Raw genomic sequence first — 22,410 nt, 5'->3', positions numbered from 1 at the left:
GCTGCCGTGCTTCGACCTATGCCATGACAACCCCACCCAAGCTCAAAACCTATCGCGCCAAGCGCGAATTCTCGAAAACGCCGGAACCGGCCGGCGGGTTGGTCACCGACGAAGGCAACCGCTTCGTCGTCCACAAGCATCACGCCACCGCCGATCACTATGATCTCAGGCTGCAGGTCGGCGATGTGCTGAAGAGCTGGGCGGTGCCGCGCGGACCTTCGCTCAACCCGGCCGACAAACGCCTGGCGGTCGAGACCGAGGATCATCCGCTCGAATATATCGACTTCGAGGGCGTCATTCCCGAGGGCGAGTATGGCGGCGGGCCGATGATCGTCTGGGACACCGGCAGCTGGGCGCCGATGGACGATGTCGAGAAGAGCCTGCGGACCGGCGCGTTCAAGTTCCGGCTGGCCGGCGAGAAGCTCAATGGCGGCTGGATGCTAACCAGGCTGAAGCCAAAACCCGGCGAGGACGAGAACAAGAAGAACTGGCTGCTGTTCAAGGAGCGCGATCTTGCCGCCGACACCGCGCTCGACATCCTGGAGACGCGGCCGGAGAGCGTGAAATCCGGCAAGCGCATCGAAGAGCTGGTGGCACCGGCGAAACCCGCGGCCAAGCCCAAGCCGGGTTCGCTGAAGCCCGGCACGCTGCCGGGCGCCTTCAAGGCCCCGGCGCTCAGCCGCATCGAGCCGCAGCTGGCGACGCAGGTGCCGAAGCCGCCGGGTGGCGACGGCCCTGCGGAGAATACAAATGAGCTCTGGCTGCACGAGATCAAATTCGACGGCTACCGCACCATGGCGCATCTCAGGGACGGCGTGGTCAAGCTGATCACGCGTGGCGGCATCGACTGGACGAAGCGCTATGGCGACCTGCCGCAGGCCTTTGCGAAACTGCCGTGCCGCGACGCCATCATCGACGGCGAGATCGTCGTGCTCGACGCCAAGGGCATCAGCCGTTTCGCGCTGCTGCAGGATGCGCTGGCCGCGGGCGCCGGCAACAAACTGCATTTCTACGCCTTTGACCTGCTTTATCTCGACGGGTGGGACCTGACCAAGGCGCCGCTGGTCCGGCGCAAGGCGCTGCTGGCGCAAATGCTGTCGGGACTAGGCGCCAACTCCGCCATCCAGTTTTCCGATCATGTCGAAGGCTCGGGCCAGGCGCTTTACGACCAGGCGTCGGAACTCGGGCTGGAGGGCGTCGTCTCCAAGCGCGCCACCGCGACCTACCAGAGCGGCCGCACCAAAAGCTGGACCAAGACCAAGGCGCTCCAGACCGGCGACTTCGTCATTGCCGGCTACACCACTTCGGACGCCGCCGAAGGTCTGGCAGCGCTCGGGCTTGCCGAGTTCGAGGACGGCGAACTGCACTATCGCGGCAAGGTCGGCACCGGCTTCGCCGCCGGGACCGCTGCCGAATTGCTGGCCAGGCTGGAGCCGCTCACATCAGGCGCAACGGCGCCCGAAGGCGTGCCGCGCGAAGTCATGCGCGAGATGCACTGGGTGCGGCCGCTGTTTTCGGCCCATATCCACTTTGCCAACCGCACCGCGGACAATGCGCTGCGCCACGCGGTGTTTCGCGGCTTGCGCGATGTCGGCCTGTCGACGCCGGTGTCGGCCAAACGCAAGCGGCTGATCTCGGAGGCCGACCTCGCCACCATCTGGGTGACCAACCCGACGCGGCGCCTGTTCGGCAAGACCGGACCGACCAAGCTCGACATTGCCGTCTACTACGCGCTGGTCGGCGACTTCATGCTGCCGCACATTCTCGGCCGGCCGGTGTCGCTGGTGCGCTGCCCGACCGGCCTGCCGAAGGACTGTTTCTTCCAGCGTCACGCCTTCACCGGCATGCCGCCCTCGGTGGTGACGTTCGAGGCGACCAATTCCGAAGGCGAGACCAAGTCCTATCTCTCGGTCGAAGGCGCCAAGGGCTATCTGGCGCTGGCGCAGTTCGGCGTCGTCGAGTTCCACACCTGGGGCACGCACCGCACAAGCCTCGACAAGCCCGACCAGATCGTCTTCGACCTTGACCCGGGCGAGGGGATCTTGTGGCGCGAGGTGGTCGAGGCGGCCGTGCATATCAAGGGTGAGCTGGAGGGGCTCGGGCTGGTCCCGTTCGCCAAGACCTCGGGCGGCAGCGGCATCCACATCACCGTGCCGGTGACGGGCAAGCAGAACTGGAAGAAACTGCACCAGGCGACCAGCGCGATTTCCACGCATCTGGCGGCAACCGCACCCGATACCTTCACCACCACCATGGGCAAGGACAACCGCAAGAAGCGCATCTTCATCGACTTTCACCGCAATGCGCGCGGCCACACCTCGGCCGCCCCCTATTCGCTGCGCGCCCGCACCAATCTGCCGGCCTCGACACCGGTGAGCTGGGCGGACCTGGAATCGATCGATGCGCCGCAGGATCTGAACTATTCCTCGCTGCCGGGGCTGCTCGCGACATCAGGCGATCCGTGGGCTGAAATCGAGGAGTTTGCGCGGGATTTGCCGGTGATGCCGGGAACGAGGAAGTAGTCGCAGAATGAGGACTGCAGCGATCCTTCGCGCTGCCTTCAAATTCCACGCCATCGACGGTTCGGACAATTTGAATTATTCTGTTGCGGTGACGCCTGCGCCTTCATGGAAGATTTCGTCAGGGATTTGCCTGTATTGTGCGGGGTCGGTGTAGGATTTCCGTGGCGTCGTTCGTCCTTCGGACGAAAAGCGCTGCACCGGTGTGACAGTGCATGGCCGCGTAGGAGTGTTTCATGGCGCCCAGGGCAAGTTGGAAAGGTTACCTCAAGCTCAGCCTCGTCAGCTGTCCGGTGCGGCTATACCCCGCCACCAGCGCCAGCGAGCGCATCAGCTTCAACCAGCTGCACAAGAAGACCCACAACCGCATCAACATGAAGCCGGTCGACCCTGAACTGGGGCTGGTCGAGCGCTCGGATCTGGTCAAGGGCTACGAGTACGAGGACAAGCAGTACATCATCATCGATGACGCCGACCTCGACGCGGTGCGCATCGAATCCAACCATACGATGAACATCGAGGCGTTCGTCGACGAGGGCGAGGTCGACGTCATCTACCAGGATGCGCCCTATTACATGGCGCCGGATGGCGCGATGGCCGAGGAGACCTTTGCCGTGCTGCGCGAAGCGATGCGCAAATCCGGCAAGCTGGCGATCGCGCGCCTTGTGCTGTCCAGCCGCGAGCGGGTGGTGACGATCGGCGCGCGCGAGAACGGCATGTTCGTGTGTACCTTGAGGAACCCGAACGAAGTGCGTGGCACAGCTGAATATTTTGGCAACATCCCGGCCGGCAAACCTGACGCGGAAATGCTGCAGCTGGCCGAAGCGCTGATCAAGCAGAAGGAAACCACCTTCGACCCGAAGAACTACGAGGATCGCTACGAGATCGCGCTGATGACGATGATCCGCGAGAAGCTGAAGGGCCACAAGCCGATCATCGCGGCCGCCCCCGAGCGCGGCAATGTCATCAATTTGATGGATGCGCTGAAGGCCAGCCTGTCGCAGTCGAAGCCGCCGGCCAAGTCGATGAGCAAGGCCGACGAGGCCGCCAAGCCCGCCGCCAAGAAGGCGGCAGCGGGCGGTGCGGCTGAAAATCCGCTCAAGGCCAATCTGCTCAAGGCGGTCGGCAAGAGCAAGAAATGACGGTACCAGCCGTCCTGGTCCCTGGGGCTGTCTTCGGCACGATCGGCGCGCTGGCGGCGTTTCCGCTGCGGCTCGCGGCACGCGAGGTCGAGCGCCAGCACGGCCAATTGCGGCGCGGTGTCACCAGGCGCACCACGCATGTCGTGTTCGGGCGGATGCATCTGGGAAAATCCGGCGATACCGAGATCGAGCGCCGTGTCGCTGCCGAGCGCACGGCCGGGCGCACGCTGATCAGCGAGAACGGTTTCCTGCGCCTGCTCGGGCTGATGAAGGCGCCGGAGGCGTCCTCGCTGTCCAGGCAATCCCTGATCGACCAGTCGCGGCTGTCGGGCGCCGACCTCGACCTGCTGTCGCTGTTCGATGCCTTCGAGCATGACAGCGAACCCTATTCCTTCCGCGACCTGATCCTGGCGCGCAAATATGCCGGGCTGGTGGCCGGCGGGGCGACCTGGGGCGCGATCGCGCTCTCCGTCCACCGCTCGGGCCCGGTGGCTTCGCTGACCGCCAAGTCGCTCAATGTCGGCTCCCAGCATGGGCGCCGCTCCGATGCGATTTATCTCGAAGGCGGGCAGAGCGAACTCGACGGACAATTGCTGTTCGATCTGGGCAACGCCGGTTCTGCCGGCGATGACACGCTGGAAGAATTGTTTGCGGAGGCCGAAGCGGCGGAGGAGGGCGGCGACCATGACGGGGCGGCCGCACTCTACCAGCGCTGTCTGGCCATCGACCCGACAGATGCCATTGCCGCCTTCAACCGCGCCAACTGCCTGCGCGCCGGCGGCCACGGGAGGGAAGCCGCGCACGACTATATCAGAGCGATAAAACTCGACCCGGCCTTCGTCGAGGCGTGGTTCAACCTTGCCGGGCTGATGAGCGAGCAGGGCCGCGAAGCCTCGGCGCGAAAACACCTGCAGAAGGCGATCGCGCTCGACAAGACCTATGCCGATCCGGTGTTCAACCTCGCCCGGCTGGAATTCGACGCCGGCAATCTGCTGGAGGCGCGCCGCAACTGGGCGCGCTATCTCGAACTCGATACGGATTCGGAATGGGCGCGCGTGGCGGCCAAGGGGGTGCAGTTCGTCGATCTGCAACTGGCGCAGAAATCGGCGGGGTGACACACGGCATGCTCGATGCGAAGACCATTCGAAAGCAAGTGGTGGAAGAACTTCAAGCTCGTCTTGGGGCGAAGTGGTTCAAGCCTGGCGGCGCCAAGTTGCTCATCGCGTCCACGGACAACCTGACCGATTTCAGCATCGAGCTGGATTGCTACGCCGATCGCCGCTACGGCGAGTATGACTGCGCACTTGTAGCGGTGTTCAAGTGGAAGAAATTCGCGAAGTTAGACAAGGATTTCTTTGCCTGGTACGAGGTCAAGGATCCAAGCGCGACACAATTCAGGACCCAAAGCATTCGGCGGTCGAGCCAACCGTTTCTTAGGGCAGGGTTCCATGCCGTCGACGGGGATTTCGTCCGAAGTCGTGACACTTTCTGGGTGGCGAAAGAAGCAGATATCGATGCGTTTGTAGCCCAGAGCGTCAGCGATCTCGACGGCAAGGTTGGTGCATGGATCAGGCGATGGTTCACCTGGGCGTCGGCGCTGGATGTGATGGATGGCAATTCGCAATTGTGCGGCGCGTGGCGAGACAGCGCCTATTTCTGCTTGCTTGAGCAGGTTCATGGGCGTGAAGCTGCCTGCAAATGGATAGGCGGTATCGATGCGACTGGTTGGCCAGGATATCTGGCCGCACAGGTGGAGTATCTGCAGTCGCAGGTGTGTGGTGCAGGTGCAGCGCCCGAATAATCTAGTGGTGCAATTCAAGAAGGATTGGCAAGTTCATGCTTCGGAAGGCCGCTCCATGACCACCTTCCTCTTCGACGGCCCCGACACCGCCCCCGTCACCATCCTGCTCGCGCATGGCGCCGGTGCGCCGATGGACTCGGCCTCGATGACCGCCACCGCCACGGCACTGGCCGCGGCCGGGTTCCGCGTCGCCCGCTTCGAATTCCACTATATGGCCGCCCGCCGCTATGGGCACCGCAAGCCGCCGCCGCGGGCGGAGACGGTGAACCCCGAATATGTCAAGGCGATCGCCGACCTCAGGGCGAAGGGCGTCACCGGCCCGCTCATCATCGGCGGCAAATCGATGGGCGGGCGCGTCGCCTCGATGGTCGCCGACGAGATGTTCGCCAAGGGCGAGATCGCCGGGCTTGTCTGCCTCGGCTATCCCTTCCATCCGCCGGCCAAGCCGGAGCAATTGCGGACAAAACATCTCGCCGACCTCAAGACGCCAACGCTGATCTTCCAGGGCACGCGCGACGAGTTTGGCACGCAGGATGAGGTCGCGACTTATGCGCTCTCCGACCGGATCGAGATTGTCTGGCTGGAGGATGGCGACCATGATCTCAAGCCGCGCAAGAGCATCTCCGGTTTCTCCACCGCCGATCACCTGAAGACACTGGCCGGGGCGGTGCAGGCGTGGACGGGCCGGATCGTTTCCTGAGCCGATGAAAATCGCCTCCTTCAACATCAACAACGTCAACAGCCGGCTGGACAATTTGCTGGCATGGCTGGCGATGGCAAAGCCGGATGTCGTGTGCCTGCAGGAGCTGAAGGCGCGCGACACGCAGTTTCCGCGTTCGGCTCTCGTGGCGGCCGGCTATGGCGCGGTGTGGAAGGGCGAGCCGACCTGGAACGGTGTCGCCATCCTGGCGTGCGGTTCGGAACCGGTCCTGACCCGCGATGTCCTGCCCGGCGATGATACCGACAAGCAGAGCCGCTACATCGAGGCGGCGGTGAACGGCATCGTCATCGCTTGCCTCTATGCGCCGAACGGCAATCCGCAGCCCGGGCCGAAATTCCAGTACAAGCTCGCCTGGCACGAACGACTGGAGGCGCATGCCGAGCAGTTGTTGGACACCGGCCTGCCGGTGGTGCTGGCCGGCGACTACAACATCGTGCCCGAGCCGCGCGACATCTACGCGACCCGCTCCTATGATGACAATGCGCTGGTGCAGCCGGAAAGCCGGGCTTCCTTCGCGGCGCTCATCGAGCAGGGCTGGACGGATGCGCTGCGCAAGAAGCACCCGAAGGAAACGCTCTATACGTTCTGGGATTACCGCCGCAACCGCTGGCCGCGCGACGCGGGACTCAGGCTCGACCACATCCTGCTGTCGAAGACACTGGCGCGGCGCCTCACTGCCGCCGGCATCGACCGCGAGGTGCGCGGGCAGGACGGCGCCAGCGACCATGCACCGGTCTGGGTGGAGATCAGGTGAGCGGGGCGAACTTGCCGGGACCTTCGCCATCCATCCCTTTCGCAGAAGGGTAGTGTCTCAGCAAGACGCGGACCGAAGGCAATCCCGATCCGGTGCACGTCAGCACGTCGCATATCGAACGCGCCAATCTCACGATGCGCATGGCAAACCGCCGCTTCACGCGCCTAATGCGTTCTCAAAGAAGTTCGAAAACCATGTCCATATGGTCGCGATTTACACAGTCTGGTACAACTTCATCAAAATGCACAAGACGCTGAAAATGACGCCGGCAATGGCGGCTGGCGTGTCGCAGACGCTTGGTCGATGGACGACCTTTGCAAGAAGACGGATGCAGTTACGCCGAAGCCGGGCAAGTGCGGTCCCAACACAAAGCGATTGAGGGATAATGGATAACAAGACTTTTGCTATCAAGGATGACTTCTCGAACGATTTGGAAGTTCCTTACACAAACAATCAAATTCGGTTCGTCATCACTGATACGTTGCCTTGGACAGATGGCGAGGCGACAGATGCACACTTACAGATCATAACGACGAGAGCTGACTCCTACTTGCAGATTGCGAAAGCGATCATTTTCGACAGCGGTGTCCTGGAGCCTCGGTGTCTATCGCACTCCGCTACCGCTACGACCCCACTCCCACTGCAGATCAGGTTTTGTCCGAAATCTCAAAGAGACTCGCAAACGACGGCGTACGTTTCTTCTACGGTATGGGTACCGAATATCGACGAGACCGCGATTAGCGTTGGTGCCGTTCGCAATTTCAAACTGAGACACTACCCGCAGACGCCATTTTGCGAACACCTTTTCCACGGGTAATCTCAATGAACTGAACTGTGCGGCGTGCCATTTCGGGCGAAGCCTGGAATGGCGCCGAGGGGGGCCGATGAACAGAGTCGTCGACAGGCGGATTGCATTCATCCTGCTGGTGGTGGCCGTGGTTTGCGCCTGGCGCGCCTGGCTGGCGCCTGGCGACGCGGTCGTTGTCTGGCGCGGCGTCTCGTCTTTCGCCGGGGATCCCGCCACCTTGCGGCTGGCCGGATTGCTGGTGGGCGCACTCGCTTGCCTCATTGGCGCGGTGTTGTTCTGGGCCGGTCTTCTGCCGGGGCGGCCGGCGCATGCCACCTGGGCGCCGCTGTTCGGCCGCGCGGCGGACGTGCAGGACACCGGCAGGCCCGGCCTGCGCAAGGCCTTTCTCGTGCTGCCATTGGTGGTGGTCGCGGCGCTGGCCGTTGACCGGTTCGGCCCCGGGCGGACGCATGAAGGCGGCGAGGTTGCCAGCCAGCCCAGCGAACCGAAGCCGGGTGAACCCCAACCCAATGAACCCAAGCCCGGAGAGCCCAAGGGGCAGGACGTCGCCAGCGCCCCGCCGGCACCGGAACCCGTAACTCCACCAGCAGCCGCGCCGCCGGCGCCACCTGCGGTCGCTCCAGCCGCTCCACCGCCGGAAGTGGCCAACCCGCCCGCGGCACCGGCTACCCCGCCTGCGCCCGTGCCGCCGACACCGCCAACGCCTGTCGCTCCGACGCCGCCGGAGGTCGCGGTCATTCCGCCGCCCACCGTCGCGCCGCTGCCGCCACCGGCGCCGGCGCTGCCGACGCAGCCCGAGGGCCACCGCGACGCTGTCGTCTGGCTGGCGGTGGCGCCCGACGGGCACACGATCATGAGCGCCAGCACCGACCACACGATCAAGCTCTGGGACATCGCTGGCAAGCAACTGATCCGCACGCTCGGCGCTCACAAGGACATGGCGCGCACGGCGCTGTTCATGCCCGATGGCGTCAGCGCGCTGACGGCCGGCGATGACGGCGAGATCGTGCAGCGAAAACTTTCCGATGGCGCGGTGCTGCACGTCTACTCGGCGGGCGAGAATGGTGGCGTCAACAAGCTGGCGATCAGCCCGGACGGCAAGCGCGCCGTGACCGGGCACGAGACCGGAAACGTCATCGTCTGGGACCTCGAGAAGGGCACCGTGCTGCATGTGATGAGCGGGCACGACTGGTCGGTCAGCGCGGTCGCCGTCTCGCCCGACGGTACCCGCGCGGTCTCAGGCAGCATCGACGGCACGCTAAAGCTCTGGGACATCGACAGCGGCAGGCAGCTGCGCAGCTGGCACGGGCACGAGCAAGGCACCTATGGCGCCGTGTTCACCGCCGATGGCCACCATCTGATCACCGGCAGCGGCGACTACACGATCAAGCTCTGGGACCTCGACAGCGGCCGCGAAGTACGCCGCTTCGAGGGTCATGAGGGCACCGTCTACACGCTGGCGCTGTCGGCCGACGGCAAGCGCCTGGTCTCCGGTTCGCTCGACGGCACGGCGCGCCTGTGGGACATTGAAACCGGCAGCCAGATCGCCATGTTCGACAGCCAGACCGGCCCGATCTACGCGGTGGCCTTCGCCGCCGACGGCACGGTGCTGACCGGAGGCTACGACCGCACCATCCGCGACTGGCCGGCCGCGGGCGGCGACGGCGTGGTGCTGTTTGCCGGCGCGCCGGGGTGAATGGAACCTTGATCACCTTGCCCGCCGTGCTATGTAAAAAACCATGTCAGCAACCAGCCTCGCGGACAAAGCGCCGCTCATCGTCATCGATCTTCAGACCGGCATGTTCGACGGCGTGCACGAGCCGCCGATCCATGAGGCGCCGGCCATTGTCGAGCGTGCCCGCGCGGTCATCGACTGGGCGCGGCGCGGCGGGCGCAAGGTCGCCTTTATCAGGCATGACGGACCGGCGGGCGATCCGCTGGCGCCGGGTGAGCCGGGCTGGCCGGTATGGCCGGCACTTGGCCAGGCCGAGGACGAGCCGACTTTTGCAAAATCCGTGCGCGATGCCTTCAGCAATCCCGCCTTCGGCGACTGGGTTGCCGGGCAGGGCGCCGGTGGGGTCGTGCTGCTGGGCGCGCAGACCGATTATTGCGTGGCGGCGACCGTCAAGGGCGCCATGGCCAGAGGGCTCGGCGTGACCGTGGTCTCCGATGCGCACAGCACGCTGGACAATGCCGCCGAGAGCGCCCGGCAGATCATCGCCCGGCATAATGGCGAATTCGCAGAGGCCGGCGTCAATCTGGTGACGACGAAGGCGCTGGTCGGCGGCTGAAGCTGTAGGGAACTTCGCGACGGGGCTGATCGTCGCTTCGCGCGGCGGCATTGTCTGGCGCTGGCGGCGCGAGGCGCTGGTCGACGCGGACGGGGGGGGCGCATTGTTGGGATGGCTTGGGCGCCCGCGTCAACCAGGGCGGCTCGTACCGCCGCATCACCACCATTGCACATCGCCGGCCGGCCGACACTTCCGCGAAAGCGGAATAGGCCGGGACCAAAGTGCGGATTCGGCGCCCTTGTCGATCACTGCGTGAAACAGTTTCTCATCGTTGCCGCATTGACCTGTGGCGGGCGAGCGGCGACGACTGGCGCTTCAACCGATGGATGGCGCCGTTGACCGAACAGACGATTTTCATCAACGCGAAACTGGCCGACGGGTCGCGGGTGGACCTGACCGTTGCCGACGGGCGCTTCTGCGCCATCGCGCCGGCCGGGAAGACAGCATCGGTTGGCCCCGCCAGCATCGACCTTGCCATTGTTGATCTTGGGGGCCAACTCGTCGTGCCGGCCTTCGTCGAAGGGCATATCCATCTCGACACCTCGTTTTACGGCGACGCCTGGCGCCCGCACATCCCGTGCAGCAAAGGCTTCGACGTGCGCGAGCGGGTCGCCTTCCAGGCCAGGAACCTGGCCGCCGCAGCACCAATGGGCGAGCGGGCGAAGAACCAGCTCGAGCTCTGCATCGGCAATGGCAGCCTCGCCATGCGCAGCCATGTGATGGTCGACGGCTCGGTCGGGCTGAAGCATCTGCAGACGATCTTGGCGGCGCGCGAAGAGTACCGCGACCTCATCGACATCCAGCTCGTCGCCTTTCCGCAAAGCGGTATCCTGTCCTCCCCTGGCACAGCTGAGTTGCTGGACGAGGCGCTGAAGCTCGGCTGCGACCTGATCGGCGGGCTCGACCCCGCCAGCTTCGACCGCGACGTGAAGGGCCATCTCGACGTGGTGTTCGGCCTGGCGCAAAAGCACGGCGCCGGCGTCGACATCCATCTGCATGATGGCGGCACGCTTGGCCTGTTCCAGGTCGAGGAGATCGCCGCGCGGACGAAGGCGCTGGGCATGCAGGGCCATGTCGCCGTCAGCCATGCCTATGGGCTGGGCGATATTCCGGCCGACGCCTTGCTGAAGGCCGGCGAGATGCTCGCTGGCGCCGGCGTCGCGATCATGACCAATGCGCCGGGCAATCACGCCTTCCCGCCGGTGGCGGCCCTGCGGCAGGCCGGCGTCACCGTGTTCAGCGGCTCCGACAACATTCGCGATTCCTGGTGGCCCTATGGCGATGGTGACATGCTTTCGCGGGCCAATTTGGTCGGCTACCGCTCCGGCTTCTACGAGGACCATGAACTGGCTGCCGCCTTCGACGTGGTGACCCATGCCGGCGCCAGGGCGCTTGGGCTGGAGAGCTACGGCATCGCGGTCGGCGCCAGCGCCGACTTCGTCACCATCACGGCCGAACATGTGCCCGAGGCGGTGGTCGCCGTGCCGAAGGGCCGGACGGTGTATCGCCGGGGCAGGGCGGTGGCGAAAGATGGGAAGATGGTTTGAGGCGCGCGCTCGGTCGGCAGCGTCACGCCGACAAGGGCAATCGATGCTGACTACGGGGAGCCGCCGCCGATCGTATTTCCTGTGCCCGACCGACAAGTCGACCCTCGGGAGTCAGAAGCCGACCGTTCGGGCCGCCATCAACACCAGCATGACCACCGCTGCACTCCAGACAGCGGCCTTTGCCATACTTCTTGCCGCCGGGTTCGATCAGTTGGTCGCACTGCGATCGGTCGCCTGAATCGATCGGGCGGGTGGCGAAGACAGGGCGCGTTGATCCGACGGCTGCTCGCTGAGGTAGAGCGAGCCGCCCAGGACGAGGAACACGATGCCCACCGCCATCAATCCGACCATGAGCACGGCAATCGCCGTGACCGGGCCGTTGCCTGTCTTGATGATGGTGGATCGATGCGGCATCGTTCTGTCCTCCAGACGGGTCCGGCGACGCCGAGACCTCGCGACAAACGACAGCCAAGACGAGATGTTCCCTTGTCGGGCTTCAATGGGGGCCGCATCGGCCCTTTGCGTTTTCGTATAGGACCAAGGTCTGGGGTGCCAGACGCAAAGGTCCGAGGGGCCCTGTTCGGTTCCGGCAATGTCCATTGGACGTTCCGGTATTTTAGTCAAACGTGATATAATGTCGCAGCTGATTCGAGGGGTCAGAATCGGGAAAAAACTTAGCCGGATAAGCATCTTCGCCGCAATCGCGGCACCGAAAATGGCGTCGTTGGCGAGGCCTACTGCAACTTCCGAAGCGATCGACAGTACGCCGTTGCAAGCGGCCCAGCGCAGGTCGCTCTGTCAGTTGCACGCGATCTTTCACGGTCACGCCAAGTCGTGGCGCGCCTTGGTGAGCGCGTTAGCATAGGTTAACTTCGGCTTAAGGGGCTAGCCTCCCACCCTTCGCCTCTCCATCGTATCCAGCCGTTCCTGCAAGTGCCCGTTGAGCACGATCATTTCCTTCAGAGCTTTTACCGCGTCGCCCTCGTGCTGGGCGATGAATTTTTCGGCGACGGCTTGAAGCGAGGTCTCCTGGCGGCTGTCCAGCGTTACGATATGGGCCATTTCAGCACCTTCTGATGTCCTGATGGGGATAGTGAACAAAAACGGAACAAAACTGTCAAGCTTGAATTGACTTGGCGAGGAATGCGTTCCTATTTGTCAGGGAGGTGGGGCGGTTGCTCGCAAGTCAGGGAGAGCCGCGATGGGCAGACGGAAGAGCCGGTATGACAGATTGTTTGCGAGCGATGCGGAGGCGATCCTGCGGGATGCGCTACGCCTGCGCGCCACGGTGCTGGCGGCGCAACTGAACCTCAAGGCCAATGGCGAGCTGTTCTGGCACCTGGTGGGGCTGACGGACAAACTGCATGCGGTGATGGGAATGGTGGCGGAAAAGGAACCCGATTTCCGCGCGGCGTGGCTCGGCCTGCTGCCCCTGCCCGAGGATTATTCCAGCCGGAAATGAGCCATGGCCGGGCCAATGGACAGTGTCGGGCGAGCCGCCAAGGCCAACATGCTGCTGGTCGTCGAGTGCGGCCATTGCTGGCATGTCGGCCGCTTCCGGGCCAACGACGTGGCCAAGGTGGTGGGCTGGAACAAGCCCTTGGAAACCATCCGCTTTCGCTGCAGGCGCTGCAGCCGCAAGGATGCGACTGTGAGGACGCAGTTCATCGACCAGGACCATCCGCCGAAGGGCTACATCTGGGTGCTGCAGAAGGCGAGGGGTTAAAACAGCGAACCCTGCACAGGTGGCGGCGGAGCCTGCAGCGGAAACTTTATCTGCGTGGCGGGTTTGTCGACAATCACCAGCGCGTCGTCAGGCGCGGTGCGCTGCAGGTGGCGGGCCTGCGACCATGGCGCGGTCAGCCAAGTCTCGGTTTCCTCCGGTGTCGTCAAGATGACCGGCATTGCCTTTTCGTGGATCGGTGCGATCAGCGCGTTGGGTTTCGTGGTCAGGAAGCCATAGAGTTCGAAGTCGCCTGGACCGTCCTTGACCTTGCGAACGCCGTGCCAGCGCGTCCACAGGCCGGCGAAGAAGAACAGCGGCTTGTGCTCGTTGAGCGCGAACCAGACATTGCGCTGGATGCCGGTCTCGGGGTCCTTGTCGCCGGGCGTCGGCGAGGGCTCGGCGAAGCTGGTCACCGGCACCACGCAGCGGTTCTCGATACCGACATATTGCTGCCAGTGGCCATATTGCGGGTTGCGGATGTTGGTGGTGCCGTAGTCGGCCTTGCCCTTCACCCGCTCGATCGGCGTCGGCATGCCCCACAAAAGATTGGCCAGCTCGCGTTGGCTGTCCGGGGCGTTGCGCGCCACCGGGCCGGGCTGGTTGGGATAGATGTCGATCGAGGGTTCGAGGTTGCCAAGAATGTCGCGTAGCGCACGCGTCCACTGGCGAACCGCTTCCTGGCTGGTGGTGATGTTGTAGAGGTTGCACATCTCACGCCCTTCCCCGATGCCTGCGCATCTTGTGGGAAAGGGAGGGCAATTTCCAGCGTTCCCTCACGTCTCGTCGAACCGGCCCTCGCGGGTCGGGTGGCGGGTGATCGCGGCTTCTTCCTGATCGTCGGGCAGGGCGTCGTCGCTGTCCTGATAGGCGTTGTCGTCGTCTTCCTCGGGCAGGTCGCCGTCCTTCTCGATGCCGTAGCTGAGCTCGCCGTTTTCCGACACGGAGTCGGGCAGGATCTTGCTGCCCTTGAGGGCGTCCCAATCCTGCTGCTGGATGATCGGCCCGTCGGCTTCCAAGGCATTATTGTCGATATCGGTATGTGGTTTGCTGCGCGGTGCCATGCTGGCCTCCAATCCTGAAATGACTGAAGGCGAAACTCGGGCTGCGGGCGTTGGTTCCCCAGCCTCAAGGGGCACCCAGGCGCGGTTCTCTATGCGTCGGTCCGGGAGAGCGAGGCGGCGAGCCTGCCCAGACTGTCAGCCTGGGTCGGCGCACTCTACCAGCCCATCCATTCGCGCGTGCGCCAGGCAAGTCCCGCGAACGGCGCCATCAGCGCGATGACGACTAACATCAGGGTGAACGGATACTTGGTCGCTGAGGGTCGGGGAGCCATCCGGGCACATCCTTGCTGCAAATTTTTGCCACAACGTCATCCCGGCCACATGGTTGCATTCGCAACCGGGTGTGCTGCCCAGGCTTCGTGTGCTCGGCGCAAGTGCCTTCAAACGAGCCCGCCCTTGCCACCATCCCGGTTGCAAGGTGGGAACCAAGCCTGACGCTTCGCGTTTTTGAGCGTGACCGGTAAGGCTGCCACCTCCGCCGGCGCCGTCTGAGGCTCGCTCTGCTCCCGGCAGAGCGGGCCTTTTTCGTGCCGCTGGATGACGGCGGCAGGAACGACATTGCGTTCTCGACGTTTAGCTGTTCCCAAGGTGTCGAAGCAAATCGACCTCGGCCTTCGACGGATTGCGGGCGAAGCCGACGCGGCGCTTTTCGCTGTCGTCGTCCGAAACGAGGGTTAGCTTCCCGCTGGGACATAGCTCCGCCGGCACGGTTGCGTGCCTTTTAGTCCTGAATAATCACGCGGAAGCACAATTTGTCTGTAAATATTTCAAATATCGTTACGTTTTGCATTAATAAAAAAAGAATAATACGCGTTGGCGTCCAGCCGATGTCATTATCTCTTTATTCTGAAATTTGAGATGGAACTTCAAGGCAGCAGTGGAGTTTTCATGCAGGGCGGATTTTTAGATAGCCCTTATGGAGATTGTCATGAAACTTTATCTTTCGAGTGCGGCGGCTGCGGTCGTCTTGATGAGCGGCCTTGGTGTAGCGATGGCGCAAGACGTCATCGTCGTCCAGCCGGAGCAGAAAACCATCGTTCGCGAATACATCAAGAAGGAGCCACTGGCGTCCGTCAACCTTCTGGGCGTCGAGCTCAAGCTCGGCTCGCCGGTGCCGGATACGGTCCAACTCCGCGAGGTGCCCAACGTCAAGTATCGTGTCGCCGTGATCAACGACCAGACCGTCCTCGTCGATCCCGAGACCCATCAGATCGTCGAAGTCCTGAACTGAGCGAGGTCCCGACATAGGAATGCCCGCGTAAGCCTTGGGAGAAGCCCGCCACCAACGTCGGTGGCGGGCTTTCTTTTGGGGGCGTTGCCGTGCCTGCCCAGCAGCCAGCTAAGGCGCGGTTGACCATGCGGCCGCGTCTCACCAACGGCGCGCATCGATCGCCTCGGCCTGTCGGCCTGCGCGATCTGCCGCATGGATTGGGCTGGCAAAGCGGCCCGCCTGGGTGCAGGGTTGCAGTCGTGCGAAACATTCGCGCGCCGGCACCGAAGCCGGCATTGTATCGCATGCGAAGCCGGCCTTTCGACCGGAGACCTGAAAGTCCTTCGATGACGATCCAGCCCGTCGAGATGAATGCTCGCTATGACGCGCCCCGGATACTCCTTCTGCTTGGCAGTGCGCCCGACGCGGTGCGTTGCGAGCCTTGGCCGAAGCAGGTCTTCAGCCGGATCGTCGCCATCAACAATGCCTGGCGCGTGCGCCCCGATTGGGATTTCCTGATCCACGCCGGTGATTTCCCATCGGACCGGCTGCCCCACGACGCGACCTCGCGGCGGGCTCAGATATTCAGCGCCACGCACTATGTTCCGGCGCAGAACGCGTTCGGTGGCTTCGTCTATGCCGGCGCCACGATGGCGCTGACCGCCGCCTATTGGACCATTCACAGCCAGAAGCCCGATGTGCTGGCATTCCTGGGCTGCGACATGATCTACGACCGGCCGGACAAGACCCATTTCTATGGCATCGGCCAACCCGATCCGTTGCGCGATGACGTCACCTTGCGCAACCTCGAGGCCAAGTCGGCGCGCCTGCTTGTCCAGGCCCTGAAGCACGGCTGCCTGTGCATCAATTTGTCCGACCTGCCGCGCAGCCGGCTGGTCTTTCCCAGTCTCGCCTTCGACGAGCTTGGCGGCCTTTCGCTGGCGCGGATTGCCGAAATGAAGGCGGAAATTCTTGCCGGCATCCGGCTCGACAAGGCCGAAGAGGCCGAGGAGATCGAGAAGGACCTCGGCTATTTCTACGAGGATGGCATGTACTGGAACCATCTCGATGAGATCGACGAGACGTTCCTTGCCGACATCGACCGACTGTGGATGTCGGCCGTCGAGACGAGACTGGTGGGTTGAAGCCGCCAACCTCCCCCACGGGGAGGGAGATCGGCGCGCTATCGGCTCAGCTCACTCCGCTGCCAGCTTGTCCTGCGTATTCGTCTCGAAGTCGCGGGCGTCGTGGCGCTCATGCAGCTGCAAGGCCGGTTCGCCGATGGCGCGGTTGACCATGCGGCCGCGTTTCACCGCCGGGCGTGCGTCGATCGCCTGGGCCCAGCGCTGGACATGCTTGTAGTCCTGCACGGACAGGAACGCGGCGGAATCATTGTACATGCGGCCGAGCGCCAGCCCGCCATACCAGGGCCAGACCGCCATGTCGGCGATGCTGTAGTCCTTGCCGCCGAGATATTCGGTTTCGGCCAGCCGGCGGTCGAGCACGTCCATCTGGCGCTTCACCTCCATCGAGAAGCGGTCGATGGCATATTCGTACTTTTCCGGCGCATAGGCGTAGAAATGGCCGAAGCCGCCGCCGAGATACGGCGCCGAGCCCATCTGCCAGAACAGCCAGGACAGGACTTCGGCGCGGGCCGGCTGTTCGGCCGGCAGGAATTCGCCGAACTTTTCGGCGAGATAGACCAGGATCGAGCCGGATTCGAAGATGCGCACCGGCGTCTTGCCGCCGCGGTCCATCAGAGCGGGAATCTTGGAGTTGGGATTGACCTCGACGAAGCCGCTGCCGAACTGGTCGCCATCGTTGATACGGATCAGCCAGGCGTCGTATTCGGCGCCCTTGTGGCCGCGCGCCAGAAGCTCTTCCAGCATGACGGTCACCTTGACGCCGTTCGGCGTCGCCAGCGAATAGAGCTGCAGCGGGTGCTTGCCGACCGGCAGGTCCTTGTCATGCGTCGGTCCGGCAATCGGCCGGTTGATGCTGGCGAAGGCGCCGCCATTCGCCTTGTTCCAGGTCCATACTTTCGGCGGGATGTAGTCGGTCATTATCGGGGCCTCGTGTCGTGGGGAAGGATCGGCAAGACGCTCTACACCTAGGGCTGCGGACGAGGAAGTTCAACTTGCGTTGAACTATTGTTCATGTCGGCGCTGCCCTGCGTCCGCCTACCGGCGCTTTCCCAGGGCGTTCGAAGCTCGAAAAGCCAAGCAATTGGCTTTTCGTTCGCTGCGCGAACCGCTTCTCACCCCTTGCACCATCTCCCTTGCGGCATACCTATAAGACATATCGCCATAGCATTGCATCGCAGGACAAAAACATGACCCTCAATCCCAATTCGCGCTCGGTCGTTGCCGTGCGGGCCACCGTTCCCGAGGATGCCTTTACGGCCGGGGCGCTGGGCACGCTCAGGGAAGGCAGCGGCGTCGTCATCCGCGACGACGGGCTGGTGCTGACCATCGGCTATCTCATCACCGAAGCAGAGGAAGTGTGGCTGACCAGCCATGACGGCCGCGTCATCCCCGCACACGCGCTGGCCTATGACCAGGAATCGGGCTTCGGCCTGGTGCAGGCGCTGGCGCCGCTCGGCCTGCCGGCGGTGGCGCTGGGCGATGCCGGCAAGGCCAGGATCGGCGATGCGGTCGTGCTTGCCGACGGCATCGGCCGCTCGGTCCAGGCCAAGATCGTCACCAAGCAGGAATTCGCCGGCTATTGGGAGTATCTGCTCGACGAGGCGATCTTCATCGCCCCCGCGCACCCGTCCTGGGGCGGTGCCGGGCTGTTCGGCGCCGACGGCTCGCTGCTCGGCATCGGTTCGCTGCGCCTGCAGATGAGCCGCAACGGCGAGGTCGCCGACATCAACATGGTGGTGCCGATCGATCTGCTGCCGCCGATTCTCGACGACCTCCTGACGCGCGGCCATGTGGCCAGGCCGCCGCGCCCGTGGCTCGGCGCCTTGTCGGCCGAAAGCGACGGCAAGGTGGTGGTGATGAGCGTGACCGAAGGCGGCCCGGCCGCCAAGGCCGGCCTGCGCCAGGGCGACATTATCTCCGACATCCGCGACGGCGCGGTCGATGGGCTGGCCGATTTCTATCGCAAGCTGTGGGAGAGCGGCTCGGCCGGCGCGGAGATCCCGATGCGGGTGCTGCGCGACGGCCGCGAGACCTGGCTGCGTGTCAAATCGGCCGATCGCGGTAGTTTCCTCAAAAAGCCGCAGCTGCAGTAGGCGCATCGGGCCAGGACATTTCGTTGCATCCCAGACTGCTCAAGACCTTCCTCGCGGTGGCGCGGAGCCGCAACATCACGCGCGCCGCCGAAGCGGTTCATCTGGCGCAATCGAGTGTCAGCGACCAGATCCAGTCGCTTGAGTCCGAGCTTGGTGCTGCCCTGTTCACGCGTTCGAAGACGGGCCTCGACCTGACATCGGCGGGATTGGCGTTGAAGCCCATCGCCGAAGACCTGCTGCGGCTCGATGGCGAGGCGCGCGCGGCCGTGCAGGCGGCTGCCGGAGAGGCCAGCGGATCGCTGACCATCGGTGCGCTGGAGACGATTGCCTCGGCCCGGCTGGCGCCCTGGCTGCCGGGGTTTCAGGCCCGTCATCCCGACATCACCGTGCGGATGAAGGTGACCGACAGCGGCGCGCTGCGGCACCTGCTGGAGGATGGCGACATCGACGTCGCCTTCTGCTTCGACCGTCGCGACGTCACCAAGGGCGCCGCCGCCGACCGCCTCGCCAGGCGCACGATCGTTGCCGAACCGCTGGTGCTGGTCGCGGCTCCGGGGCAGGGCTCCGCGCCATCAGACCTTGCCGCGCTTGCCACGCTGCGCTTCGTGGCTACGGAGCCCGGATGCATCTACCGGCACCTGTTCGACACCGCCTTTGCCGAGGCGGGTGTCGCCGCGCCAAAATTTGTCGCCGAGGTCGGCAGTATCGGCACCATTGCGCGGCTGGTCGCGGCCGGCGCGGGGCTTGGCCTTGTTCCGCGCCTTGCCGTCAGCGACGCGCTGGCGCGTGGCGACCTCGCCGAACTGCCATGGCCCAGCCCGATGCGGGCGGCACCGCTGGTGATGATCTGGCGGCGCCGGCGTGTTCAGCCGCCGGCGCTCAGGCGGCTTCTTGCCGCCGCGCGCGACACGCTGGCGCCTGTTTCGGAGCGCTCTCCAACCAGTTCAGAGCCTGAATCGGCGAACCGCTCCAAGGCCTTGCTTTAAAAGCAATTCCTGACGCCAAGCCATTCTAGATCAGCCGGTGCCCGCCCTCGACATGCAGGGTCGTTCCCGTGGTAAAACCGTTGCCGGTCAGGAAGAAGATGGCGTCGGCGATATCGTCGGGTTGGCCGATCCTGCCGACAGGCAGGCGCTCGGCCATCGCGGCCAGCATCTCGGCCTTCCTGTCGCCGGCAACCTGTGCCCAGATCGTGGTGTCGACCCAGCCGGGTGAGACTGCGTTGACGCGGATTGGCGCCAGCTCCACGGCGAGCGCCCGCACCAGCCCTTCGAGCGCCGCATTGACGGCGGCAACGACGGAGCCGCGTGCCGCTGGCCGATAGGCGGCGATGCCGGAGACGAAGGTCATCGACCCGGCGACGCCAAGCCGTGGTGCGCCATGCTTGGCGAGCAGCAGCGGGCCGTAGATCTTGCTCTCCACCACCCGTTGCGCCCCCTTCAGGTCAAGCTCCGGCAACAGCCGGTAGGCGCCTTCGATGTCGGCGGCGGTGCTGACGATATGGTCGAGCCCGCCGATCCGCGCGAACAGTTCAACCACCTGGTCTTCCCGCGTGATGTCGACGGCGGCCACCTCCAGGTTTACTGGGTTGCCCAGCGCCTCGCACGCCTGCCGCAGCCGGTCCTCGCCGCGCCCGGCGATGACGGTCTCGGCACCGGCTTCGACGCATCGCCGCGCCAGCGCCCGGCCCATGCCGGAACCGCCGCCGACGATCAGGATCTTCTGGTTTGAAATGCTCATTTCGCTCTGCCTTTGTTTTGAGGGACAAGGGCAGGGGATTGGCAGTTCGGTGTGGGCCAAGGGAAACGGAAGAAACCGATGGCGCTATCGGAAATGCCGATGGTTCTCAGTCCCGAGCGGAATGGAAGCTCGGCAACGCAAGGTCGCTGGTGGCCGTTCAGCGCGCCAGCGGGCTGTCCCAGACGACAAACAACAGCGCTTTCAACTGGGCAAAGCGTTCCGGTCCGAGCTCGGCGCGCCACTCCTCCTCGATGTCGCGCAGGATGTCGACCATTTTCCAGAAGGCGGCATGCCCCCGTTCGGTGGACCGCACCACGCGCGCGCCGCCTTCGCCCGGAATGTCGGAGCGCACGAGATAGCCGTACCCTTCGAGACTGCTGAGCAACTGGTTGATGGCCTGCTTGCTCATGCCGGCACGCTCGGCGATGGTGCCCGGACGGGCGCCATCGGGTCCGGGAAACTGCAGCACCGCCATATGCGGCAGACGCAATTCGTCGAAACCGGCGGCGTTGAGTTCCTTGATCAGCCGGCGCTGGATCGCCTGCGCCGGCACGCGCAGCAGGGCGCCGATCAGCAGGTCCTCGGTCCTGGTCTGGAGAATTTCCGTTGATGTGGCCATTGACGATCCGGTAAATTGAGTTTACTGACTGTGGTAAATGTAATTTACCCGGGGAGTTTGTGCAATGCCAGCCGTGGATCTTCAGGTCAATCCAGCCAACGAAACCATCGGCACCAAGGGGCTATCGGTTCGCTTCCTGGTGTCGGGCGACAGTTCGAACGGCAGCGTCGCCACCTTCGAGCTGATGGTGCCCGGCGCGCAGCGGCTGCCAGCGCCGGCGCACAGCCACGACCACTACGAAGAGACGATCTACGGCGTCGACGGGGTGTTGACCTGGACCGTCGACGGCAAGGCGATCGAGGTTGGACCGGGGGAGGCGCTGTGCATTCCACGCGGCGCCGTTCACCGGTTTGACAACAATGGCACCAGGGATGCCAAGGCGCTTTGCATCGTCACGCCTGCGGCGATCGGCCCGGACTATTTTCGCGAGGCCTTCGCGGTGTTCAACGCTGCCGCCGGCGGCCCGCCGGACAAGGCCAGGATGATGGACATCATGCGCCGCCATGGGCTGACGCCGGCAGCGCCGCCACCGGCCTGACGCCGGTCGAAGGGACGCCGGTCACTCGCCGCAAGCGCTGAAGGTGGTGCCCGGGTTCCAGTCCTTGAAGGCGATGGTCTGGCCTTCGACCGAGACGGTCTTGTGCTTCGTGCTGCCGTCCGGCTGCTTCCTGCTGCTGGTGCCCTTGCCGGTCAGCACGTTGTATTCGCAGGCGCTTTCGGCATTCTCCTTCAAATAGTCATAATGGTCGTAGGCAAAGCCGGCGACGATGAAGGCACCGTTGCGCCAGGCGATGGTCAGCGTCATGTTGGTCCGCTCGCCGCCGACCGGCATCGCCGGCAGATAGAATTTGATCGAGCCGTTCGGCAGCATCGTCAGCTCGGGCTCGGTGTCGGAGTTCTCGTAGCCCGGCCGGTCATAGCCGTTCCATTCGCCGAGGATCTGCTCGTGCACGATCTCGACGGGCTTGAGGTAATTGTGCTCCTTGTCCCCGAGGAAGAAGTGGATGTCCATCGGATCGCCGGGCTCGGTCTCGACCACCATGGCAAGGTCGACGGCGCCGTCGCCGTTGAAGTCGCCGGTCACCGCAGTGATGATTTTCTGGGTTTCGATGGGCTCGGCCAGGGCCGCTGTGGGCAGGAGAAGAAGAGCGAGCAACAGAGATTTCATGGCATGTTCCGAGGTGTGGAACAGGACCATGGCAGGTCTGCGAGATTTCTACAGCGGGGCGGAGT

General features: G+C 64.2%; 24 protein-coding genes and 1 pseudogene. 17 read left to right on the top strand and 8 right to left on the bottom strand.

All coding sequences use genetic code 11. The annotated features are described in order from the left end of the window. The first annotated feature begins 23 nt into the window (after nucleotides 1–23). From ligD to ACFSOZ_RS15635, 10 genes and pseudogenes are all read left to right on the top strand, one after another. A complete protein-coding gene (gene ligD, locus ACFSOZ_RS15680; protein ID WP_379099605.1) occupies nucleotides 24–2,522 on the top strand; it encodes a DNA ligase D in 2,499 nt (832 codons plus the stop codon). A 233-nt stretch (nucleotides 2,523–2,755) separates the two neighbouring features. Next, nucleotides 2,756–3,661 carry a non-homologous end joining protein Ku gene (gene ku, locus ACFSOZ_RS15675; RefSeq protein ID WP_378917904.1) on the top strand — a complete coding sequence of 302 codons (906 nt, stop codon included), beginning with the start codon at nucleotides 2,756–2,758 and terminating at the stop codon, nucleotides 3,659–3,661. Then, nucleotides 3,658–4,776, top strand: coding sequence for a tetratricopeptide repeat protein (locus tag ACFSOZ_RS15670; protein WP_379099603.1), 1,119 nt, complete (start codon nucleotides 3,658–3,660; stop codon nucleotides 4,774–4,776). Before ku ends, ACFSOZ_RS15670 begins: the two co-directional genes overlap by 4 nt. Before the next feature lie 8 nt (nucleotides 4,777–4,784). Continuing rightward, nucleotides 4,785–5,462, top strand: coding sequence for a hypothetical protein (locus tag ACFSOZ_RS15665; protein ID WP_379099599.1), 678 nt, complete (start codon nucleotides 4,785–4,787; stop codon nucleotides 5,460–5,462). A gap of 55 nt (nucleotides 5,463–5,517) precedes the next feature. Beyond that, nucleotides 5,518–6,162, top strand: a complete 645-nt coding sequence (locus tag ACFSOZ_RS15660) for an alpha/beta hydrolase family protein (protein ID WP_379099596.1) — start codon at nucleotides 5,518–5,520, stop codon at nucleotides 6,160–6,162. 4 nt (nucleotides 6,163–6,166) lie between these two features. Further along, a complete protein-coding gene (locus ACFSOZ_RS15655) occupies nucleotides 6,167–6,937 on the top strand; it encodes an exodeoxyribonuclease III (RefSeq protein WP_379099593.1) in 771 nt (256 codons plus the stop codon). A 77-nt stretch (nucleotides 6,938–7,014) separates the two neighbouring features. Next, nucleotides 7,015–7,330: pseudogene (locus ACFSOZ_RS15650) on the top strand (IS1 family transposase); the annotation flags it as partial. 491 nt (nucleotides 7,331–7,821) lie between these two features. Then, complete coding sequence (locus ACFSOZ_RS15645) at nucleotides 7,822–9,441, top strand: WD40 repeat domain-containing protein (protein WP_379099589.1); 1,620 nt, start codon at nucleotides 7,822–7,824, stop codon at nucleotides 9,439–9,441. A 43-nt stretch (nucleotides 9,442–9,484) separates the two neighbouring features. Beyond that, complete coding sequence (locus tag ACFSOZ_RS15640; protein ID WP_379099586.1) at nucleotides 9,485–10,036, top strand: isochorismatase family protein; 552 nt, start codon at nucleotides 9,485–9,487, stop codon at nucleotides 10,034–10,036. 326 nt (nucleotides 10,037–10,362) lie between these two features. Then, the gene (locus tag ACFSOZ_RS15635) at nucleotides 10,363–11,583 is read left to right on the top strand and encodes an amidohydrolase family protein (protein WP_379099583.1); all 1,221 of its coding nucleotides are present in this window, start codon (nucleotides 10,363–10,365) and stop codon (nucleotides 11,581–11,583) included. 207 nt (nucleotides 11,584–11,790) lie between these two features. Here the strand turns inward: ACFSOZ_RS15635 and ACFSOZ_RS15630 are convergent, their stop codons facing one another. Beyond that, entirely contained in the window at nucleotides 11,791–11,997 is a 207-nt protein-coding gene (locus ACFSOZ_RS15630; RefSeq protein ID WP_379099580.1) for a hypothetical protein, read from the bottom strand. A gap of 471 nt (nucleotides 11,998–12,468) precedes the next feature. Continuing rightward, a complete protein-coding gene (locus ACFSOZ_RS15625; protein WP_379099577.1) occupies nucleotides 12,469–12,645 on the bottom strand; it encodes a hypothetical protein in 177 nt (58 codons plus the stop codon). A gap of 139 nt (nucleotides 12,646–12,784) precedes the next feature. Between ACFSOZ_RS15625 and ACFSOZ_RS15620 the strand changes: the two genes are divergently transcribed. Continuing rightward, nucleotides 12,785–13,045 carry a hypothetical protein gene (locus ACFSOZ_RS15620; protein WP_379099574.1) on the top strand — a complete coding sequence of 87 codons (261 nt, stop codon included), beginning with the start codon at nucleotides 12,785–12,787 and terminating at the stop codon, nucleotides 13,043–13,045. Nucleotides 13,046–13,048: 3 nt separating this feature from the next. Continuing rightward, nucleotides 13,049–13,309, top strand: coding sequence for a hypothetical protein (locus ACFSOZ_RS15615; protein ID WP_379099572.1), 261 nt, complete (start codon nucleotides 13,049–13,051; stop codon nucleotides 13,307–13,309). Here the strand turns inward: ACFSOZ_RS15615 and ACFSOZ_RS15610 are convergent. Both ACFSOZ_RS15610 and ACFSOZ_RS15605 read right to left on the bottom strand, forming a co-directional pair. Further along, the gene (locus tag ACFSOZ_RS15610) at nucleotides 13,306–14,019 is read right to left on the bottom strand and encodes an SOS response-associated peptidase (RefSeq protein ID WP_379099569.1); all 714 of its coding nucleotides are present in this window, start codon (nucleotides 14,017–14,019) and stop codon (nucleotides 13,306–13,308) included. The two genes, ACFSOZ_RS15615 and ACFSOZ_RS15610, sit on opposite strands and share 4 nt — an antisense overlap. A gap of 63 nt (nucleotides 14,020–14,082) precedes the next feature. Further along, nucleotides 14,083–14,370 carry a hypothetical protein gene (locus ACFSOZ_RS15605; protein WP_379099566.1) on the bottom strand — a complete coding sequence of 96 codons (288 nt, stop codon included), beginning with the start codon at nucleotides 14,368–14,370 and terminating at the stop codon, nucleotides 14,083–14,085. A 928-nt stretch (nucleotides 14,371–15,298) separates the two neighbouring features. On the opposite strand from ACFSOZ_RS15605, the gene ACFSOZ_RS15600 reads away from it, so the two are divergent. Together ACFSOZ_RS15600 and ACFSOZ_RS15595 are read left to right on the top strand one after the other, a co-directional pair. Continuing rightward, a complete protein-coding gene (locus ACFSOZ_RS15600) occupies nucleotides 15,299–15,601 on the top strand; it encodes a DUF1236 domain-containing protein (RefSeq protein ID WP_379099563.1) in 303 nt (100 codons plus the stop codon). 326 nt (nucleotides 15,602–15,927) lie between these two features. Next, nucleotides 15,928–16,725 carry a hypothetical protein gene (locus tag ACFSOZ_RS15595; protein WP_379099560.1) on the top strand — a complete coding sequence of 266 codons (798 nt, stop codon included), beginning with the start codon at nucleotides 15,928–15,930 and terminating at the stop codon, nucleotides 16,723–16,725. A 51-nt stretch (nucleotides 16,726–16,776) separates the two neighbouring features. Here ACFSOZ_RS15595 and yghU read toward each other — a convergent pair whose 3' ends face one another. Further along, nucleotides 16,777–17,643, bottom strand: a complete 867-nt coding sequence (gene yghU, locus ACFSOZ_RS15590; RefSeq protein ID WP_379099557.1) for a glutathione-dependent disulfide-bond oxidoreductase — start codon at nucleotides 17,641–17,643, stop codon at nucleotides 16,777–16,779. A 269-nt stretch (nucleotides 17,644–17,912) separates the two neighbouring features. Here yghU and ACFSOZ_RS15585 point away from each other — a divergent pair, with 269 nt between their 5' ends. Further along, complete coding sequence (locus ACFSOZ_RS15585) at nucleotides 17,913–18,818, top strand: S1C family serine protease (RefSeq protein WP_379099554.1); 906 nt, start codon at nucleotides 17,913–17,915, stop codon at nucleotides 18,816–18,818. A gap of 23 nt (nucleotides 18,819–18,841) precedes the next feature. After that, the gene (locus ACFSOZ_RS15580) at nucleotides 18,842–19,804 is read left to right on the top strand and encodes a LysR family transcriptional regulator (protein ID WP_379099551.1); all 963 of its coding nucleotides are present in this window, start codon (nucleotides 18,842–18,844) and stop codon (nucleotides 19,802–19,804) included. Nucleotides 19,805–19,829: 25 nt separating this feature from the next. On the opposite strand, the gene ACFSOZ_RS15575 is transcribed toward ACFSOZ_RS15580, so the two are convergent. Both ACFSOZ_RS15575 and ACFSOZ_RS15570 read right to left on the bottom strand, forming a co-directional pair. Then, entirely contained in the window at nucleotides 19,830–20,558 is a 729-nt protein-coding gene (locus ACFSOZ_RS15575; RefSeq protein WP_379099549.1) for an SDR family oxidoreductase, read from the bottom strand. A gap of 157 nt (nucleotides 20,559–20,715) precedes the next feature. Then, on the bottom strand, nucleotides 20,716–21,177 hold the full coding sequence (locus tag ACFSOZ_RS15570) for a MarR family winged helix-turn-helix transcriptional regulator (RefSeq protein WP_379099546.1): 462 nt from the start codon (nucleotides 21,175–21,177) through the stop codon (nucleotides 20,716–20,718). A 64-nt stretch (nucleotides 21,178–21,241) separates the two neighbouring features. On the opposite strand from ACFSOZ_RS15570, the gene ACFSOZ_RS15565 reads away from it, so the two are divergent. After that, complete coding sequence (locus ACFSOZ_RS15565; RefSeq protein WP_379099543.1) at nucleotides 21,242–21,715, top strand: cupin domain-containing protein; 474 nt, start codon at nucleotides 21,242–21,244, stop codon at nucleotides 21,713–21,715. Nucleotides 21,716–21,736: 21 nt separating this feature from the next. Here the strand turns inward: ACFSOZ_RS15565 and ACFSOZ_RS15560 are convergent, their stop codons facing one another. Beyond that, on the bottom strand, nucleotides 21,737–22,345 hold the full coding sequence (locus tag ACFSOZ_RS15560; RefSeq protein WP_379099540.1) for a hypothetical protein: 609 nt from the start codon (nucleotides 22,343–22,345) through the stop codon (nucleotides 21,737–21,739). Nucleotides 22,346–22,410 lie beyond the last annotated feature (65 nt).

The organism is Mesorhizobium newzealandense (genome assembly GCF_042682145.1).
In the GTDB taxonomy this organism is placed as follows: Bacteria; Pseudomonadota; Alphaproteobacteria; order Rhizobiales; family Rhizobiaceae; genus Mesorhizobium; species Mesorhizobium newzealandense.
Note: the sequence above shows the minus strand (reverse complement) of the source record. Positions and strands in the feature narration are given on the sequence as shown.